Annotated in this window: 13 protein-coding genes; 4 read left to right on the top strand and 9 right to left on the bottom strand. The window is 35.8% G+C overall.

The features are described from left to right. Nucleotides 1–54 precede the first annotated feature (54 nt). Nucleotides 55–2,202 carry a glycoside hydrolase family 97 protein gene (locus tag D1003_RS00305; protein ID WP_153935263.1) on the top strand — a complete coding sequence of 716 codons (2,148 nt, stop codon included), beginning with the start codon at nt 55–57 and terminating at the stop codon, nt 2,200–2,202. Nucleotides 2,203–2,374: 172 nt separating this feature from the next. Continuing rightward, a complete protein-coding gene (locus D1003_RS00300) occupies nt 2,375–5,614 on the top strand; it encodes a S41 family peptidase (RefSeq protein WP_153935262.1) in 3,240 nt (1,079 codons plus the stop codon). Between the two features lie 133 nt (nt 5,615–5,747). Here the strand turns inward: D1003_RS00300 and D1003_RS00295 are convergent, their stop codons facing one another. The 9 genes from D1003_RS00295 to D1003_RS00255 all read right to left on the bottom strand — a co-directional run bounded on the left by D1003_RS00295 (nt 5,748) and on the right by D1003_RS00255 (nt 15,923). Next, a complete protein-coding gene (locus D1003_RS00295) occupies nt 5,748–6,038 on the bottom strand; it encodes a hypothetical protein (RefSeq protein WP_260393257.1) in 291 nt (96 codons plus the stop codon). A gap of 172 nt (nt 6,039–6,210) precedes the next feature. Continuing rightward, complete coding sequence (locus D1003_RS00290) at nt 6,211–7,056, bottom strand: HAEPLYID family protein (protein WP_153935261.1); 846 nt, start codon at nt 7,054–7,056, stop codon at nt 6,211–6,213. Between the two features lie 96 nt (nt 7,057–7,152). Further along, complete coding sequence (locus tag D1003_RS00285) at nt 7,153–7,557, bottom strand: hypothetical protein (protein ID WP_052910804.1); 405 nt, start codon at nt 7,555–7,557, stop codon at nt 7,153–7,155. Nucleotides 7,558–7,568: 11 nt separating this feature from the next. Next, entirely contained in the window at nt 7,569–10,238 is a 2,670-nt protein-coding gene (locus D1003_RS00280; RefSeq protein WP_153935260.1) for a PD-(D/E)XK nuclease family protein, read from the bottom strand. Nucleotides 10,239–10,271: 33 nt separating this feature from the next. Further along, nucleotides 10,272–10,907, bottom strand: coding sequence for a 16S rRNA (guanine(527)-N(7))-methyltransferase RsmG (rsmG, locus tag D1003_RS00275; RefSeq protein WP_153935259.1), 636 nt, complete (start codon nt 10,905–10,907; stop codon nt 10,272–10,274). Continuing rightward, on the bottom strand, nt 10,907–11,257 hold the full coding sequence (locus tag D1003_RS00270; protein ID WP_004919835.1) for a VOC family protein: 351 nt from the start codon (nt 11,255–11,257) through the stop codon (nt 10,907–10,909). Before D1003_RS00270 ends, rsmG begins: the two co-directional genes overlap by 1 nt. 4 nt (nt 11,258–11,261) lie before the next feature. Continuing rightward, nucleotides 11,262–12,281: a UDP-glucose 4-epimerase GalE gene (galE, locus tag D1003_RS00265; RefSeq protein ID WP_153935258.1), complete on the bottom strand. Its 1,020-nt coding sequence runs from the start codon at nt 12,279–12,281 to the stop codon at nt 11,262–11,264. Between the two features lie 9 nt (nt 12,282–12,290). Further along, nucleotides 12,291–13,418 carry a DegT/DnrJ/EryC1/StrS aminotransferase family protein gene (locus D1003_RS00260; protein WP_153935257.1) on the bottom strand — a complete coding sequence of 376 codons (1,128 nt, stop codon included), beginning with the start codon at nt 13,416–13,418 and terminating at the stop codon, nt 12,291–12,293. 75 nt (nt 13,419–13,493) lie between these two features. After that, nucleotides 13,494–15,923, bottom strand: coding sequence for a thiamine pyrophosphate-dependent enzyme (locus D1003_RS00255; RefSeq protein ID WP_153935256.1), 2,430 nt, complete (start codon nt 15,921–15,923; stop codon nt 13,494–13,496). Between the two features lie 479 nt (nt 15,924–16,402). Between D1003_RS00255 and D1003_RS00250 the strand changes: the two genes are divergently transcribed. Continuing rightward, on the top strand, nt 16,403–17,251 hold the full coding sequence (locus D1003_RS00250; RefSeq protein WP_153935255.1) for a hypothetical protein: 849 nt from the start codon (nt 16,403–16,405) through the stop codon (nt 17,249–17,251). A gap of 154 nt (nt 17,252–17,405) precedes the next feature. After that, the gene (locus D1003_RS00245) at nt 17,406–20,270 is read left to right on the top strand and encodes a pitrilysin family protein (protein WP_153935561.1); all 2,865 of its coding nucleotides are present in this window, start codon (nt 17,406–17,408) and stop codon (nt 20,268–20,270) included. Nucleotides 20,271–20,503: the final 233 nt, after the last annotated feature.

Genomic DNA, 20,503 nt, shown 5'->3' with positions numbered 1-20,503 from the left:
GTTGCCTAAAACAACACTTTTGCCGTTTAATTCAACTACATATAAATATCAGTTATGAAAAAAAGAAATATCGCCATAGCATTCTTAGGACTTTCTTTCGGAGTCTTGTCTGCACAGAGCCTAAAATCGCCTGATGGTAAGTTTGAAATGAATTTCAAACTAGAAAATGGAATTCCGTATTATAGCCTTAGCTATGAAGGTAATCCTGTATTAGAGCCGTCAAAATTAGGTTTTGAAGTTTTTAAGAAATCAACTTATAACTACAAAGACCTCAGTAATCAAGAGAGCTTAAACTTAAGTTCAGGTTTTGTAAAGATAGATGAAAAAAGAGATTCTAAAAATGAAGACTGGCAACCTGTTCTAGGTGAAAAAAAGTTCTACAAAAATCATTATAACGAACTTGCCATTACCTTAAATCAAAAGGAACAAAATAAAAATATCGTTATTAAATTCAGGCTTTTTAACGATGGCTTAGGTTTCCGTTATGAATTTCCACAACAAGAAAATCTCAACTATTTTATCATAAAAGAAGAACTTACCGAGTTTGATTTCCCTACGGATATGAAGGCGTGGTGGTTGGCTGGAGATTATGATACGCAAGAGTATGTTTATCAGACGAGTAATGTTTCCGAAATACCAGCTAAATGGGCTGCGGCTGTGGAAGATAATGTTTCACAAAGTCCTATCAAAAACGGAGTTCAGACACCGCTAATGCTTAAAAGAGAAGGTAAGAAACCGCTCTATATTAACTTGGCAGAAGCTGCTGTGATAGATTACCCTGCGTCTAACCTAGATGTTAGTGCTAAAGATTACAAATTTACAATTCATCTTACACCTGATGCACAAGGAGCAAAAGGTTATGTTCAAACTTCTGCGGTTACACCTTGGAGAACCATTATTGCCTCACCAAAGGCAGAGGAAGTTTTAGCTTCTAAAATGTTATTCAACCTTAATGAACCTACCAAATACAAGGATACTTCTTGGATTAAACCTACTAAATATATGGGCGTATGGTGGGAAATGATTATAGGTAAATCTCAGTGGGCGTACTCTACGGCAGACAATGTAAAAATAGGAGAAACCGATTTCACGAAACTAACACCTAACGGAAAACACGCTGCTAATAACGAAAAGGTAAAAAACTATATAGACTTTGCCTCTAAACACGGTTTTGATGCATTGTTAATTGAAGGTTGGAACATTGGTTGGGAAGATTGGTTTGGCAAATCAAAGGAATTTGTTTTTGATTTCGTTACGCCATATCCTGATTTTGATATAAAAATGCTTAACGATTATGCTCATAAAAAAGGAATTCGTCTAATGATGCATCACGAAACATCAGGGGCAGCAACTAACTATGAAAGATGGGCAGATGAGGCATTTAAGCTGATGAATAAATACGGATATACCGCTGTTAAAAGTGGTTATGTCGGCAATATTATTCCTAGAGGAGAACACCATTACAGTCAATGGATGATTAACCACTACAACCGTATTGCAGAAAAAGCTGCGGATTACAAAATTATGGTTAACTCTCACGAATCTGTAAGACCTTCTGGACTTAATAGAACTTACCCTAACTGGGTAGCAGCTGAAGCTGCTAGAGGTACTGAATACGAAGTTTTTGGAGGTAACCCACCAGAACACCAGACCATATTGCCGTTTACGAGATTTATGGGTGGTCCAATGGACTATACGCCAGGTATTTTCCAAACTAAAATGAACTATTATTTCCCTAACGATACTAGATTTGTTAAAACCACTTTAGCAAAACAATTAGGGCTTTATGTTGTGATGTATTCGCCTTTACAGATGGCTGCAGATTTACCAGAAAACTATGAGAAGCACCTAGAGGCCTTCCAGTTTATCAAAGATGTTGCTGTGGATTGGGACGATACTAAAATCTTGGCTGCAGAACCGGGAGATTACATTCATACTGCTAGAAAGGCTAAAGGAAAAGAAGAGTGGTTTGTGGGTGGTATCACAGACGAAAATGCTAGAGATTTTGTGGTAGATTTATCATTCCTTGATAAAGGTAGAAAATATGAAGCAACTGTCTATGAAGACGGTAAAGATGCTGATTATGTTAATAATCCACAATCGTATCATATTTACAAAAAGGTAGTAACTAGCAAGTCTAAAATTCCTGTTAAAATGGCAAGAAGTGGAGGATACGCTATTTCTATTAAACTTGTGAAATAAATTTAATGATTTATTCAATTTTAAAGACTGTCTTTTTGAGGCAGTCTTTTATTTTTCCATTGATTTTAAGAGTGAAAATCCGATTTATATATTTTTTGTATTTTTGGGGAATGAGGTCTTTAGTGAGAACTCATTTTTCTATTGATTAACCAAGAATTTATTATAAAAAAAGATGAGAAAGTTAAATTTTGCTTTACTATTGCTACTGGTTTGGACTAGTGCTTTTGGGAATAATTCGCCCTTGTGGCTGAGGAATACAGCTATTTCTCCTGATGGAAAAAAAATTGCGTTTACCTATATGGGAGACATTTATACTGTATCTTCGGAGGGTGGTTCTGCAGCAAGGCTTACTACACATCCAGCTTACGATTCAGACCCTGTATGGTCTCCTGATGGGAAATTTATTGCGTTTAGTAGTGATAGAGAAAATGGGGTTCAAAGAGTTTTTATTATGCCTTCTCAAGGTGGAGAAGCCAAGCAAGTTACCTTCCATTCTCAGACGGCATTGCCATTAGCTTTCTCCAAAGATGGGAAATGCATTATTTATTCGGCTAACCTTCAAAATAGTCCTCAGAATGTTATTTTTCCATCAGCTTCTATACAGTTATATCAAATTTCTATTGATGGAGGACAACCAGAACGAATTTTTAATTCTTCTACTAAGTCTATTAGCTTGACTTCCAATGGGGAGGCTATGTATTATGAAAATATTAAAGGTAATGAAAATCAGTGGCGTAAGCATCATACCTCTTCAGTTACGAGAGATATATGGAGATACGATTTTAAATCTAAAAAGCACACTCAAATTATCAATTGGAAGGGAGAAGACCGAAATCCTGTATTGAGTTCAGACGGGAAGACTTTATATTTCCTTAGTGAAAGAGCGGGTAGTTTTAATGTGTTTAAAACCTCTGTTGTACAGCCTTCTAAGATAGAACAGGTTACTTTTCATAAAGATTTTCCAGTACGTTATTTATCTGTAGCGAATAACGGCTCTATAGCTTACAGTTATGATGGCGAAATCTACTTATCTAAACCAATGGGCAAACCTCAGAAGGTAAATGTAAATATCATTAGTGATGTTTCTAATCAGCAGAGTAAATTTATGGCGTTCAGTTCAGGGGCAACTTCATCTTCAGTTTCTCCAGACGGTAAGCAGGTAGCTATGGTGATTAGAGGAGAGGTTTTTGTAAGCTCCACGGATTATAATACTACCAAACAAATTACCAAAACAGCAGCAGCAGAGCAAGGTGTAAGTTTCTCAGCAGATGGGAGAAATCTTGTTTATGCCAGTTATAGAGATGGATATTGGGATTTGTACAAGGCAAGTATTCAAAGAAAAGAAGACCCTAACTTTTCTAATGCAACTTTAATTACCGAAGAAAAACTCATTCCTAGTGATAATTCAGAGAAAATGTATCCTCAATATTCGCCTGATGGTAAAGAGGTAGCTTTTATTCAGAACCGAACGCATATTGCTATTTACAATTTTGAAACTAAAAAAATCAGAAAAATCACAGACCCTAAGTATCAAACAGAGAGAAATGGATACATCAATTACGAATGGTCGCCTGACGGTAAATGGCTTGTGGTACAGTATATTGCGAGGGATAGGGTGCCTTATTCCGATATAGGTATCATAAGTACAGAAGGTGGTAAGGAGATTGTGAATATTACAGACTCTGGTTATTTTGACACCAATCCTCATTGGGCGTTAGATGGTAATGCTATTATTTGGAAATCTGAACGCTACGGAATGCGTAACCACGCTTCTTGGGGGTCTATGAGCGACCAAATGATAGTGTTTCTTAATAGAGAAGCCTACGACAAATACCGTATGAACAAAGAGGAATACGAACTTTTAGCTGAGGCTGAAAAGAAGGAAAAAAAATCCGAAGCGGAAGATGCTAAAGACAACAAAGACGATAAAAAGGAAACGCCTAAGAAAGATAAAAAATCTAAAGACATCAATATAGAATGGGAGAATTTATCCGAACGAGTGGTAAGGCTTACACCAAATTCTTCAGAGCTTGGCGATGCTATTATCAGTAAGGACGGAAAGAAACTCTATTATTTAGCTTCTTTTGAAAAAGGGTTTGATCTATGGGTACACGATTTAAGAGAAAGGTCAACGAAGCTATTGTCTAAGCTCAATGGTTCGTCGGCTTATTTAGAGGCAAGTAAAGATGGTAAAAAAATCTTTTTATTGAGCGGAAGAAAAGCCAAACTTTTAGAATTGCCATCAGAAAAGATAAAAGACCTTAGTTTTTCAGCAGATATGAAGTTGGATTTAACTAAGGAAAGAGAATTTATGTTTGATATGGTGAAAAGAGAGCTCAAAGAGCGTTTCTATGTTAAAGATATACACGGCGTTAATTGGGAAAAACTCACAGAACAATACCGAAAATACCTTCCATATATCAATAACAACTATGATTTTTCAGAAATGCTTAGTGAGCTTTTAGGAGAACTTAATGTATCACATACAGGGTCTAAATACCGTCCTTCAGCATCATATCAAGCGGCAACAGCAGAATTAGGTGTGTTTGTTACCCCGAAGGGTAATGGACTTTTGATAGAAGAAATACCTGTAAATAGTCCGTTCGATAACTATCGTTCTAAAGCTAAGCAAGGGCATATTATTGAAAAGATAGATGGGGAAGTTATTACATCTAAAGTAGATTATTATCAGTATTTGGAAGGTAAAGCAGGAAAGAAGATTTTAATTTCTCTTTATAATCCTAAAGATGGAACACGCTGGGACGAAGAAATAAAAGGGATAAATGCGTGGAAATGGAACGAAATCCTTTATCAAAGATGGATTAAGCAAAGAGCCGCAGATGTAGAAAAATGGTCTGGCGGAAGGTTAGGCTATGTGCATATTCGTTCTATGGGAGATGATAGTTTCCGTGAGGTGTATTCTGATGTTTTAGGGAAATATAATAATAAAGAAGGTATCGTAATAGATATTAGAAATAATGGAGGAGGGCGTTTGCACGAGGATATAGAGGTTTTCTTTAGTGCTAAAAAATACCTTACTCAGAAGGTTCAAGGGAAGAAATATGGGGTAATGCCTAGTCGCCGTTGGACGAAACCATCTATTATGGTAATTAACGAAGCCGATTATTCTAATGCACATGGTACGCCGTGGGTTTATAAGCATTTAAAGTTAGGTAAATTGGTAGGTGCACCAGTTCCTGGTACAATGACTTCGGTTAATTGGGTTACACTGCAAGATCCGACATTAAATTTTGGTATTCCTGCGGTAGGCTATGAAAAAGAAGATGGTACTTATTTAGAAAACTTTGAACTTCAGCCAGATATAGAAGTTTATTTGGATCAAGAAAAAGCCAATCAAGGTGAGGATAATCAGCTTAAACGAGCGGTAGAAGAGCTACTGAAAGATTTGTAAGTGTAATTAAATCATTGTATGAGTCGCTCCTCATTATATTTTTTTGATATAGAGCATAAATATAAATCCTAAGTTCAACTAATAAAACAACCAATTGGCATTGTTTTATTAGTTGAACTTAGGTTTATAACCATTAAACCCACTGATTATTCTTAAAAACTACAGTGATACGAGCTTTTTCTTTATCATTATGCTTTATCACTACTTCTACCTTATCGTTTTTAATTGAAATAAAATCCAGGAAATAGACTGGCTTTTTTTCTTCTGAAAGGTTAAAGCTACTAAACTCCGTTGAATCAGCATTAAAATAATCCCCATCTACAAGACCACCCGTTACTACTGTTGTATTTTTAACTTTATAAAGTGCTTCATAAGCCTCTGTGGAGTTTATAACAATTTCTTTTACTTTAGTAGTAGGAGCCATTATACCATTAAATGCTCATCGTTCCCACAAATGGAATACTGCTTTTCCACCGCAATGTGAAGAGTATCAGATGCAGATAGTTTGTTCACTACTTCGTGTATGAGAAAATTGGCAAGACCTTTAACCTCTTTTGTTTTTTGAACTTCTAGACTTAAAAAGTTATTAACAAATACTAGTGTTTAGGCTCCCATATCAACCTTAGAAAAGAGCTCAATCGTTCATTTTCTTTACTTACAGGAATCCCCACAACAACCCCCAGCATCAGCTGCTCCGAAATCCCCAAACGCATCTGTGGACGCATGACCATATCAAAATTACCTCTATCAAAGGTTTTATTAAATTCCATTCCCACAAAATTTCTTGTCCCCGAAATCATATAATGGAAATTAGAATGTACATCATACACCATATGAAATTTATTGGTGATAAAACTCTGCTCTATCATTGGTCCTGTATAAACCAAAGTGTGGAAATTAGTTCCCCAGCGTTTAGCCACTACAAAAAACGGGTTGTAAACATTTCCTTTAATTAAAGGTTTTCCAAAGCGTCCAAAATCTGAAAACTCTAACTCATTGATGTAGCCTAAAGCCATTGTAGTCGCTTTTTCTTCATTTACCAAAAACGACCATTGTAAAGCCAATTTCAAACTATTAAGTTTACTAGACGGTGCCTGCACTCTCTCGTTTCCCGTAGGAGAATAGAATGTAAACGGTAGCTCTACTTCTAATCCTAACCTATCAATAGGAGCCCATTCGTACTCTACCAATGCTTCATAGGCATCAAAATTGAGTTTATCTGTTAATCCAAGTCCTAAATTCCATTCTTTTTCGCCTTTTCTCGCTCCTAAATCCCTTATCAAATCTATGTACAAAGGTTCTGCGTGTAAAACTTTGGCTGGCTCTTTAGTATCTTCTACCTCTGCTATATAAAGACTATCTTTTTCATTGTTAATACTTTGAGAAAACGATATAGCAGATACCAAACCTAAGACAAATAGTATTATTCTTCTAAAATTCATATTATTTTTGATTTTAATCTAAATTTATTTTACAACTCTAAATAGTCCTTAATTCATTAAGAACCATCATTATCATAAACCGTTTATAAATTAAAATCAAATTTTAGGAGGAGGCACATCAAATTGAGAAAAGCCGTTAAGGAGCTTGGATACTCCAACGGTGCAAATATATTTTGAGAAATAAATATCAAACAATTGAGCCGATTTACAAAGAGAAAATAATCCAAAAAACCAGTTATATTTAGCTTTTTTAGTGTAATTATCCAAATCGTATTCCTCTGATTCTTCTATGGCATTTTCGTACTTAAACACTTTCTCTACAATCACCTCTATGATACTTTCCATATCATTATAATTTGAGGGTTCCGAGAAATAATATCTATCATCATCTGGAGTATCTATACTTATATTCATAAAATAAACACCCAAAATCCCCCAAAGAAATTTTAGAAAAGTTTTATTTCTGAAATTATTCATTTTAATGATACTCTTTTTCGCCATAATACATCTTCCTAGACACTTCTTTCCTCAAAATCTATATCAGGATTGAGAATTTCTGTAATAATGCTTGATATTGAAACCATAGCATCGGATAAGTCGCCATCTATTTCTAGCATCTGTACTCCACGCCCTACCTCTGCAAAACTCCATATCCCACAACTAATATCCTTACCCCAAAACTCGGAAAGTTGCCCCATAGCATAGGCATAAATACAAAGCTGAAGCGCTTGTTTATACTCCTTATTTTGAAGTAGTGTTTCCCTATTTTTATCAGAGATTTTCAGTTTTAGGTTTTTAGTTTTAGCCGTTTTATAATCTATCACTCTTAGATTTCCGTTGAGCCTATCAATCCTATCTATAAAACCATTAAAAGCCACTTCTAACTCGTCCGAAGCTTTAAATTTAACATCTTTGATTTCTTTTTCTAAATCCAGAATTTCTAAGGTATTTCCACTAGAAACCAGCTCCAAATCTAACTTTAAAATATCACCTATAACTTTTTTAGCCATCTGCTGGTGTACGAAATTCATACCTCTTTCGTAAAATTCGGGCTGATGCTTCAGTGTTTTTATTGCAAACTCAATACTTTCATCTATTTGAGTTATTGCCCATTCTAAATCCTGCGGAGTTAATATCTTCCCCTTTAATTTATCATATAAAAACTCCAACGCATAATGCACTAAATTACCATAGTTCCTAAGAGAAAGTTCCTCTTCTATTTCGGAGGTTTCCTTTATCTTTAAAACTACTTTAGCATAAAAATCAATAGGATTATAGAGATAAGTGGTAAGGTGTGATGCCGCAATATTATGTTTCCATTCTTTGAGCCGTTCCATTACCTGTGGAGTTTTAGAAACCACCATCGGAAGGACCTCTACGGGTTGCGACTCATTCTCCACCATAATTTTTTGCACTTGATGAGGACTTTCCATTTCTATTTGGGTGATAAATCTACTTTTCTCTCCCGTATTAACGCCCGAAGACAAGGCATTATAAAGCAAGTGGATATGATGAGCGTTTTGCAACAATCGGTAGAAATGATAGGCATAAATACCATCGTTCTCTAAGAAAGTATTAAGTCCGAAGTTCTTTCTTACATCAAAAGGCAGATAGGTATTTTGTGAGTTCCCCAGCGGAAGTTTACCTTCGTTAGTGGATAGCAAAATGATGTTTTCAAAATTGAGCAATCTGGTTTCCAGCAATCCCATAACCTGCAAACCAGACAAAGGTTCGCCTTGAAAATCCACAGACTCTGCACTTACCATCTGATTAACCAAAACCTCTAAATCTTCTATACTTACATCAAATTGGTAAGGCTCTAATTGATTTTTAACGATTTTAAAACTCTTTTCAAAATAAGAAATATTCTCGTACTGAATATCATCTATAGGCTTATATTTCAACTGATAACAAAAAGCTATTAGTATATTTAGCAACTCCTTAACGCCTTGTTTTTCAAAGATGTTAAAGAAATTCAATCCACCCAAATATTCTTTTAAAAGAGAGTAGGAAACATAAACAATATTATGCTCCGAAATGTAGTTTACAAACGCTCTAATGATTTTATCCTCCTGCTCATCGGTTGGCAAAGTTTCCAAAATTCCCACAACATCGTGATGATAATAAGTTGATGATTTTTTCTCTAGCTGTTTGTGCAGATAAAAAATCTGTTTCATAGCGTTGCTAAAAGACAAATTCTTAAGCGGAAGCCCCATCGTAATATTAACTTTAGGCACTTCTGATAAGACTTCTAGACAAGCAGGAAGCAAGTTCTCGTCTAGTAAGACCAAAGCCGTCTTAGAATAGTCTGACTCTTTATAATCTTTGAATATTTTAGGAATCACCTGCGTTTGGGTAACATTGCCCGAAACCTCATAAACATTGATGTTTTTAGATTGAGAAAACTGATTCTCTACCCAACTAAAGTTTCTGTAATCATTAAACTCCGCCCAATCTATATAACGCCTTAAAAACTGCCCTGCTTCTTGCCTTTTATCTTTAATATAGTACTCGTCTGCTTGGAAAAAACATTGTGCCTTGTCCCATTGTAACAACTGCCTTACCAACAATTCTTCAACCGGCGTAAAGGCATTAAAACCACAAAAAACATATCGCTCCGATGTTTGCTCTGCAAATAATTTAACTTTAGATTTGGCTTCCTGATGAAGCATTCCAGAGGTTGCCCATTGCTTAGCTTTAAGTTCTTTTTTTAGTAATGGCAAAAAGGCAGTCATTTTTCGCCAAAAGTTGAGATTTCTCTGCCTTGCATTGTCTTCTTCACCTAAAGTTTCTCCCCAATTTTTAATGCGTTCCTCATCAAACATATATTCCAACACTACCTCATCAGAATCAGAAAACTTTAAAATATCGTCCCAATCCTTCAATAATGTTGGAAACCATTTTAAAAACTGACCAAAATCCTCTGCTGGAAATAGCTGCCTATAAACATTATAAGCAAATAGCCATAAGGAAATCCCTTTGATTTCTTGATAGCCAGAAATATCCCTAATGAGCTCCTCAATAGTAGAAAATTGCGGAAGTAGCCCCGAATATTTTTTTTGTTTTTTTAGAATATCCTTAATAAACACCACCGGTCTTTTACCTGGTAAAACGATGTTAAATCGAGATAAATCCGATGATTGTACTAATAATTCATCTATAATTTTATTAAGGAAATTCATTGGTATTTTTTTGCTAAATCTATGTTTTTAACTTTATGAGTTGAAATTACCTTTAGAAAGATACACTACCTTTTTTGTATCAAAAAACTCTTCTTCAAAGTAATTTTTAAGATTGAAAATCTCGCATTTAAGTCCTGCCAATTCCTCCGCCAAATCGCCGCCTTTTAGGTAAAGTACGCCATTATGTTTAGGATTAAATTGTTCTTTTTCAAACTTTCCTTTTAGCCATCGTAAAAACACTGGCATCTGCGTAACCGCCCTACTGACTACAAAATGGTATTTATCCTTAAGTTTTTCGGCTCTTCCGTGTACGGCTATTAAATTCTTTAACTCTAATGCCTCTGATACCGCTTGTACCACTTTTATCTTCTTCCCAATAGAATCTATTAAGGTAAACTCTACCTCTGGAAACATTATTGCCAAAGGTATCCCTGGAAATCCACCGCCAGTACCAATATCCAGAACTTTTGTTCCTTCCGAAAAAGGCATTACCTTAGCGATACCTAAAGAATGTAATACATGTTTCTCATAAAGGCTATCCGTATCTTTCCTAGAAATTACATTTATTTTCTCGTTCCATTCTTTATAGAGAGGCTCTAGCAACGCAAACTGATGTTGCTGCTGCTCGGTAAGCTCTGGGAAATATTTTAGTATTAAATCTTTTTTCATCAAACCTTCTTTTCAAAGAATTCTAACCAATGTCCATCAATATCTTCAAAAGTGAGTAAATTGCCATAACTTTCTTTCTTAATACCTCCTATCATTTTTACACTTTTCTCACTCAAAATATTATATATGGAAAAAATATCATCAACTTCAAACATAATTCTCGTTTTTGTGGGTACAACCTTACCCTTTTCAATTGGTCTCCTTAACAAAGCAAAACTGCCTCCATTGAATTCAAATTCAGCCCAATCTCCCTCTATCAATTTTAGGTTAAAACCTATTTCTTGATAAAATCTTATGGATAATTCTAAATTACTTACATAAATCCAACAAGCATATATTCCCTTTATCATCTAGCTAATGGTTTCTCTGTTCTAGATATTTTTGCCATTCCCAAGTCGTTCTAAGAGCTTCTTCTAAAGAGGTTTCAGCTTTCCAACCGAGTTCTCTCTCTGCTTTATCAGCATTGGCATAAGCTATGGTAATATCACCTTCTCTACGACTGCATATTTGATACGGTACTTCTACCCGATTGGCATTTTCAAAAGCTTTAACGACTTCTAAAACCGAAGAACCTTGCCCTGTTCCCAAATTATAAATATCCAAAACAGTCTCTTCTTTTGCATTGATGAGCTTTTTAAGTGCTGCCAAATGAGCCTTAGCTAAATCTACCACATAAATATAATCTCTAATCGCGGTACCATCTGGCGTTGGATAATCGTCTCCCCAAATACTAAGTTTCTCTCTAATCCCTGCCGCTGTTTGTGTAACATAAGGCACCAAATTGTTAGGTACTCCCAACGGTAACTCTCCTATTTTGCCCGAAGGATGTGCCCCAATGGGATTAAAGTACCTCAACAAAGACACTTTTTTAGCGTGAGCTCTAGAAAAATCCTTTAAAATCTCCTCTCCCATCTGCTTGGTTTTACCATAGGAAGATTCTGGAGTTTTGAGTGGTGTATTTTCGTCTATTGGCATTTCGTCTGCCTGACCATAAACCGTACACGACGAGGAAAATATAAAGTTAGAAATATTCCGTTCTTTAAATTCTTGTAATATATTGATTAAGGAAAATAGATTGTTCTCATAGTAATCTATCGGTTTCACTTGGCTTTCTCCCACCGCTTTAAAAGCAGCAAAGTTGATACAACCTTCTATATTATAAGCATCTAAAACTTGACTTAATAATTCTCTTCGTTTTAAATCGAAAGGATAGAAAATAGGTTTTTTGCCTGTAATCTCTTCTATATTTTTAAGCACAAATTTCTCCGAATTAGACATATCATCTACAATCACAACATCAAAACCGTCATTCAGTAGTTCAACCACTGTGTGAGAGCCTATATAGCCTAAACCTCCCGTTACTAATATTGTCATAACTCTTTCTTATTTATTTACAAACTCTAAAACAGTTTCCGTAATATATTTTAACTGTTCGTCATCTAACTCGGTGTGCATTGGTAATGAAATTACTTCGGATAACAAACGGTCTGTATTTACAAAATCGGCATCATTACTTTCTTGGTAGTAAGCCTTCTGTTTTCTAAGTGCCACAGGATAGTATATCATTGCAGGAATTTCTTTTTCTGCCAAATACTGCTGAAGCTCGTTTCTTTTCCCATTAAGGATTCTAAGAGTGTATTGATGAAATACGTGCGTTGAGTTTCCTGCTCTTTTTGGCGTTAAAATATGAGGACAATCTTTAAAAGCCTCATCGTAAAAATCCGCAGCTTTGCGTCTAGCTTCGTTATAGTTATCCAGATGTGGTAGTTTTTTTCTTAGAACCGCCGCTTGTATGCTATCTAGTCTTGAATTAACACCCACCTCATCGTGATAATAGCGTTCGTACATTCCGTGATTTACAATTCCTCTTAGACGGTGTGCTAAAGCATCATCATTAGTAAAGATAGCGCCCCCGTCTCCGTAACATCCTAAATTTTTAGACGGGAAGAATGAAGTCGTTCCTATGCTTCCCATTGTGCCAGATTTTTTAGTCGTTCCATCGGCAAAAGTGTATTCCGCACCTATGGCTTGTGCATTGTCTTCTACTACAAAAATATTGTGTTCCTTTGCTATTTTTAGAATCTCCTCCATATTAGCACATTGTCCAAATAAATGCACAGGAATTATCGCTTTAGTCTTTGGAGTAATGGATTCCTTTAACTTCTCTGTATTTATAGTAAAGGTATCATAGTCCACATCTACCAAAACGGCTTTCAACTTTAATAAATGTATCACCTCTACCGTTGCAGCAAAGGTAAAGTCTGCAGTAATTACCTCATCTCCTTCTTTTAAACCTAAAGCCATTAAAGCTATTTGGAGTGCGTCTGTACCGTTAGCACAAGGGATTACATGTTTTACATCTAAATATTCTTCTAACTCGGATTGGAAAGATTTAACCTCCGAACCATTGATGAACTGTGCCGACTGCATTACATTAAGCACCGCATTATCCACTTCATTTTTAATTTTAAAATACTGGCTCTGCAAATCTACCATTTGTATCTTTCTCATAATATTGAGTTTTATGTATTAAATAGGTTGAGCGACTGCCGTTAAACAATCGCTCTTATCAATTTTTATTATTGTTTATATTTTAGGGAATTTACTTGGATTGGTTTCGTGAAACACCGCATAAACTTCCTCCACTATATCGTCCACAGATGGTTTACTAAAGTAATCTCCATCACTAGCATAAGCTGGTCTGTGGTTTTTAGCCGTAATGGTTACTGGGTCGCTATCCAAATATCTAAAGGCTTTTTGTTTTTCTAAAATTTGCTGAAGAATAAAGGCAGAAGTTCCTCCTTCCACATCTTCATCTATCACCACTAAACGATTGGTCTTCTGAACGCTTTTCGCAATTTCGTGCTCTAAGTCAAATGGAATTAACGACTGAACATCTATCACTTCCGCTGAAATGCCTAACTGCTCTAGTTCTTTAGCTGCCTCCATCACTACACGCCAAGTAGAACCATAAGTAACAAGGGTAACATCTGCCCCTTCTTTCGTTACCTCTATTTTACCCACAGGCACGGTAAACTCGCCTAGGTTGTCTGGTTGTTTTTCTTTTAAACGATAACCATTGAGACACTCCACAATTACCGCAGGTTCATCACTTTGTAACATTGTGTTGTAAAACCCTGCTGCTTTAGTTAAGTTTCTAGGAACTAATACCAAAATTCCTTTGGACAAGTTAAGTATCCCCGCCATAGGAGAGCCTGAATGCCAAATTCCTTCTAATCTATGCCCTCTGGTTCTTATAATTACTGGCGCTTTTTGTCCCCCTTTAGTTCTGTATTGTACTGTTGCCAAATCATCACTCATACCTTGCAAACAGTAGAGGATGTAGTCTAAATATTGAATTTCTGCAATTGGACGAAGCCCTCTCATCGCCATACCAATCCCTTGACCTAAGATAGTGGCTTCTCTAATCCCTGTATCTGCCACTCTCGTTGCGCCATACTTCTCCTGCATTCCTTCTAGACCTTGGTTTACATCGCCAATGTTCCCTGTGTCTTCTCCAAAAACTAAGGTTTGTGGATATTTTTCAAATATTTTATCAAAATTATTTCTTACCACTACCCTTCCGTCCACTTCTTCGGAATTATCACTATAAATTGGCTTTACTTCTTTTACATTAGTTGCCTTCCATTGAGATTGAGAGTAAAGATGAGATGAATAATGGTCTTGCTCCTGCAATAAAAGCTCTTGATAAGTCTTTTCTAAATCTTTTCTTTCCGCAGAATCTTGCCCTCTTGTAAGCCATAGTGCTTTTCTCATCAGATGGAACACTTCTCTCTTTCCAACCGATATGATTTTACCGAAATCTTGCAATAAAGATTCTACTTGAGCATTTTGAGCTTTAAGTTTTTCTACCGCCGATAGACCTTTCTCTTTTACAGCTTTAATAGCATTTTGGTAGTCTTCCCACGCTCTTTTTTGTCCTTCCTTAACTTCCTTTTTTGCTTCTTTATCTAAGGCATCTAATTCTTCTGCCGTAGCAAGAATTTCCGTTTGTCCGTCTATTTCTATGCTATAATTGAGTATCCATTCTCTAAACTGTTTAAGACCATCGTACTCTGCTTCCCAATTCAATCGCTCTTCTGATTTGTATCTTTCGTGAGACCCCGATGTGGAGTGCCCTTGTGGCTGCGTAACTTCTTTAACGTGAACTACCACTGGAATGCTTTGATTCCTTGCAAAATCTTCTGCTCTAGCGTAAGCGTCTAGCAAAGCTGGATAATCCCACGCCTTTACGGTAATGATTTCGCAACCTTCAGCTTTACCTTCTTTTCTTTGGAAACCTGATAGCATTTCGGTAATATCTGCTTTGGCTCTTTGGTTGTGTGTAGGCACAGAAATACCATACCCATCGTCCCAAATACTTACAATCATAGGGACTTGCAAGGCACACGCAGCATTGAGGGTTTCCCAAAAATGACCTTCCGCAGTGGAGGCATCTCCTATCGTCCCAAAAGCTACCTCGTTGCCATTACGAGAGAATTTTTCTGAACCTTCAAACTGGATTTCTTTATAAATTTTGGAGGCTTGTGCTAAACCTAAAAGTCTAGGCATCTGCCCCGCCGTAGGCGATATATCGGAAGAAATGTTTTTCTGTTCTGTTAAGTTTTTCCAACTACCATCTTCGTTAAGGCTTCTAGTAGCGTAATGCCCGTTCATTTGTCTTCCTGCCGATGCGGGCTCTCTTTCTACACTTGTATCTGCATAAAGCTGTGCGAAAAAACTCTCTACACTTACGGCTTGTATCGCTAAGGCGAAAGTCTGGTCTCTGTAATATCCCGACCTAAAATCGCCATTTCTAAACACCCTTGCCATCGCCAACTGTGGCAACTCTTTACCATCACCAAAGATACCAAATTTTGCTTTTCCTGTAAGCACTTCTCTCCTACCTAGATAGGACATCTCTCGGGAAATTCTCCCTAGTTTATAATCGTTTAAAATACTATTTTTAAAATCCTCAAAAGATACTTTTTGAGACTCTATGTAAGTTGTACTCATAACTCGTTTTGAATTTTGACAAATATAATAATTCTAAACGAAATATTTTAGGGTAGCCTATTTTAATTCGTGCTGAAAAAAATCACCTACCTCCAATCATAGGATTGACCAGGACAGAAAATGAGGTTGGCAACTGAGAAATAAAGCTCTTGATAAGATAATTCTGTAAGGTTACGAGGTTTACTAAAGTATTTTTTTGAATTATTTTCAATTTTATGAATAAAAACTGTTCATTCTCCTATTCCTCAAAGCTGTTTTTTAATTCCTCATTAAAATAATGAGCTCCTCACAATCATTCTTCTATTCCTCACGGTCATTCTTGTATTCCTACAAGCCTTTATTGTATTCCTCACGGCGGTTTTTGTGTTCCTCATTACCATTTTTGTATTCCTACGAGCCTTTATATGTTATTTGGAATTAAATTTTGTAAATAAGTATATTTGCCACATCAATTTTCATTCAACTAAAACTATTTCATCATGAAAAAATCATTTTATTTATTGTCTACGGTAGCATTGGCTGCCCTTTTTATGGTATCATGCAACAAACGAGATGAGGAAATTTCTCCTCTAAGCCAAGAAGTGATACTGCCTTACAAGGTAGAAACAACCTACTTTGAGGATAATAACGAAGAAAAAGAAAACATCTACTTAACTTACGATGGGACTAAACTTTCTAAAGAAGTTGTAGTTTTCCCAAACAAGAGTAAAGATAGTTTAGTTTACACCTATCAAGGAGACTTGATTACCAAAATAAAAGGTGAGAAAACAGAAACCTCTTACGAGTATGACAGCAATGGCAATTTAACAAAAGAAACTTTTATAAGTAATTACCCTAGCCAAACTTCTACAGAAGCCTATACCTATAAATTGAATGGAAATACAGTAGAGGTAACTCTTGAGGAAATAAACAAAAAAGATGGGAATATAATATACAAAAAGGAAGGTTTCTACACTTACACCATTACTCCAAACAAACAGATACTAAAAAGAGTAGGGAAAGAGGTTAGTTCCTCTTACGGTTCTGCTACTTTAATCCTTTCTAACGAAACTAGTATAGAGGAAGAATATACCTATGACGACAGGAACTCTCTTTTTAAAAACATTAGTGGCTTTGATAAACTGGGCTACTCTCAAGATGCTATATATCTTTCAAAAGGAGGAACAAACAATATGCTAACCAAAAGTGGAAAACAAAATCAAATGACTACTCTATATGGCTATAAATACTCTTATAACGACAAAAACTTTCCTACAGAAATTGAGAACACAAGAGATGGTAAAAAACGAAGCATTTCTAAAATAGAGTACAAAGTTGTTTCTAAGTAAGAATGTATGCACTGTAAATTTAACAACTAAAGTCGGAAAGAATATTGTTCTTTCCGACTTTTTTGTACCCAAAGTCTTTAGTATAATGAAATATTTTACCAATTATTACTCTAACTAAGGTATCTTTGCACCTCAATAAAGATTTTTGCAAGTGATGAAATATGATGTAATATCCCACACCGATAAGAATGGGCTAGAATACCTATCGGTAACTAACGACGACAACCAAGTAAGAATATACACGCTAAAAAACGGTCTTAAAGTTTACCTCTCCAAAAATTCTGATGCTCCCAAAATACAAACTTATATCCCCGTAAGAACAGGAAGTAATAACGACCCTAAAGACAATACTGGTCTTGCCCACTATCTGGAGCATATGATGTTTAAAGGTACTTCTAAAATAGGTAGCCTTGACTGGGAAAAAGAACGACCTCTTTTACAGAAATTATCCGATTTGTTTGAGCAGCACAAAGCCACCCAAAACGAGGAAGAAAAAAAGCAAATTTACAAAGAGATAGACTCCATTTCTCAAGAGGCAGCACAATATGCTATCCCTAACGAATACGACAAAATTTTATCTTCTCTAGGGGCTTCTGGCACTAATGCCCACACTTGGCTAGACGAAACGGTGTATAAGAACAATATCCCGTCCAACGAGTTGGAAAAATGGTTTAAAGTAGAGAAAGAACGCTTTTCGGAGCTAGCTTTAAGGCTATTCCATACCGAGCTAGAGTCGGTTTATGAAGAGTTCAACAGAGCCCAAGATAACGATTTTAGATTGGTGCATTATGAAATTATGGACGCTCTTTTCCCTAATCACCCCAACGGACAACAAACCACCCTCGGTAAAGCCGAACATCTTAAAAACCCGTCTATGGAAGCCCTACATAAGTATTTTAAAGAATACTATGTTCCTAACAATTATGCTCTTATTTTGGTGGGAGATTTAGATTTTGAACCAACTATTGCTTTAGCTGAACGCTATTTTGGCACTTTTTCTTTTAGAGAGTTGCCTCAAAAAACACCTATTATAGAGCAACCTATAATCAACATTATTAAAAGAACTATTAAAAGTCCTTCTGCACCTAGACTTCAGATGGCGTGGCGTTCTCATAGCTATGGCACTCAAGAAGCTAGACTTACCGAGATATGCACTCAAATCCTTTCAAACAATGGTGAGGTAGGACTTATTGATTTAAACATCAATCAAAAACAAACCGCTTTAAGAGCATCGGCGTTTCACTCTCCATTTAAGTCTTATGGATTTTTGTCTATCGTCATTGTTCCGAAGGAAAATCAAACTCTGGACGAAGCGAAGGATTTAATTCTATCCCAAATAGAAGCCTTGAAAAAAGGAGATTTCCCAGATTGGCTTATCCCTGCCATCATCAACGATATTAAAAAAGGAAGATTAAAACAACTAGAAACTGCCGATGGACTCGCCACACTCCTTTATGAAACCTTCATTAAAGAACGAGAATGGAACGAAGAACTAAACGAACTCAATCTATACGAAACCATTACTAAAAAAGAAGTCATTAGTTTTGCTAACGAATTTTTTGGCGAAAATTATGTGGTAGTTTATAAAGAAAGAGGCGAAAATGATAAACTCATACGCGTAGAAAACCCTAAAATAACGCCTATTAAAATCAATAAGGAAGCTCAATCTGAATTTTTAACGCAACTCCTCGCAGAGAAAACTCACGATATAGCTCCTATTTTTGCCGATTATTCTAAAGAAATATTAGAGGATAGCCTCAATGGGATTAAACTAAGCTCCATTAAAAACACCCAAAACAACCTCGCTCAAATGAACTTTATTTTCCCTATGGGAACGGATAATGATAAAGAGCTTGGTTTGGTGCTAGAAGTTTTGGAATATATGGGAACCGACCGCTATTCTCCCGAAGAAATTAAACAAGAGTTTTATAAAATAGGCGTTAATTACAGCTTCCAAGTTGGTACAGATAACATTAGTATTATGTTGGGCGGATTGGAGGAAAATCTTGCTAAAGGAGTTGCACTAATGGTACATTGGCTAAAGAATATACAGCCTGATAACTCTATTTATCAAACTATGGTAGCCACCATCTTAGACGCTCGTGAAATAAGTAAAAAGGACAAAAACCAAATTACGAGAGCCTTAGTAAATTATGCTAAATATGGAGAAAACTCTCGTTTCCGAGATGTTATCACCAAAGAAAGGTTACAAACGGCTAAGGCGGAAGATTTTACACAAAGAACCCAAATATTGTTGGATTACCCTTATGAACTATTCTTCTATGGGCAAGATATTGAAGCGTTTAAATCAGCATTATTAGATATAGGTCTTACCAAAGGAAACCTTACGCCTCCAGCTCCTAAAAACTATCCAGAGCCACTTACTAATCAAAATAAAGTCTATCTAGTAGATTATGATATGGTACAGGTAGAAATCATGAAGGTAGGACGAGGCGAAGAAATCAACCCTAAAAATTTTGGGCGAATAAGCGTCTTTAATGAATATTTTGGGCGAGGGCTATCCTCTATTGTATTTCAGGAAATACGAGAATCTAAATCTTTGGCTTATTCGGCTTATGTGTCTTACACCTACCCTAGCCAACTCAAAAAATATGATTATGTAACGTCTTATCTTGGCACTCAAGCCGACAAAATGGAAATCGCCTTAAACTCTATAAACGAACTAATGAGCGAACTTCCTCAAATCAAGTCTCAATTCAGCAATGCTAAAAGTTCTGCTCTGAAGCAAATTGCCTCACAAAGACTTACGAAGCAGAATTTATATTTCAATTATCTTGCGATGCAAAAATGGGGATATAGCTACGACATTAGAAAGGATATTTATGATGAGATAAATTCGCTTAGTTTAGACGATTTAACTGATTTTTATAATCAAAACATAAAACCGATACCATATCATACCGCCATTATAGGACAAACCAAAAGCCTTAACTTAAATTATCTAAAAAGTTTAGGAACAGTGCAAGAGTTAAGCATAGAAGATTTGTTCGGTTATTAAAAACAAGAAAAAGTCAGACAAGTTGTCTGACTTTTTCTATTTTGAAAGAAATGGAAAGGTGTTATTAAATTAAAATATCCAATTGACTATTAAGTTTAAAAAATAATAGTTTTAGTGAGCTTGCTAACATATTGTTTTTTTCAAATGGTTCCATAGCCTTCTAAATGCAGTAGTTATAACACTATGTATTTCCTCCAACTCAACAATTTCTATTATCTTGTAAATCTAGCTTT

It is taken from the genome of Riemerella anatipestifer (assembly GCF_009663465.1).
Classification (GTDB): domain Bacteria; phylum Bacteroidota; class Bacteroidia; order Flavobacteriales; family Weeksellaceae; genus Riemerella; species Riemerella anatipestifer_C.
This window is presented reverse-complemented; position numbering and strand designations above follow the sequence as displayed.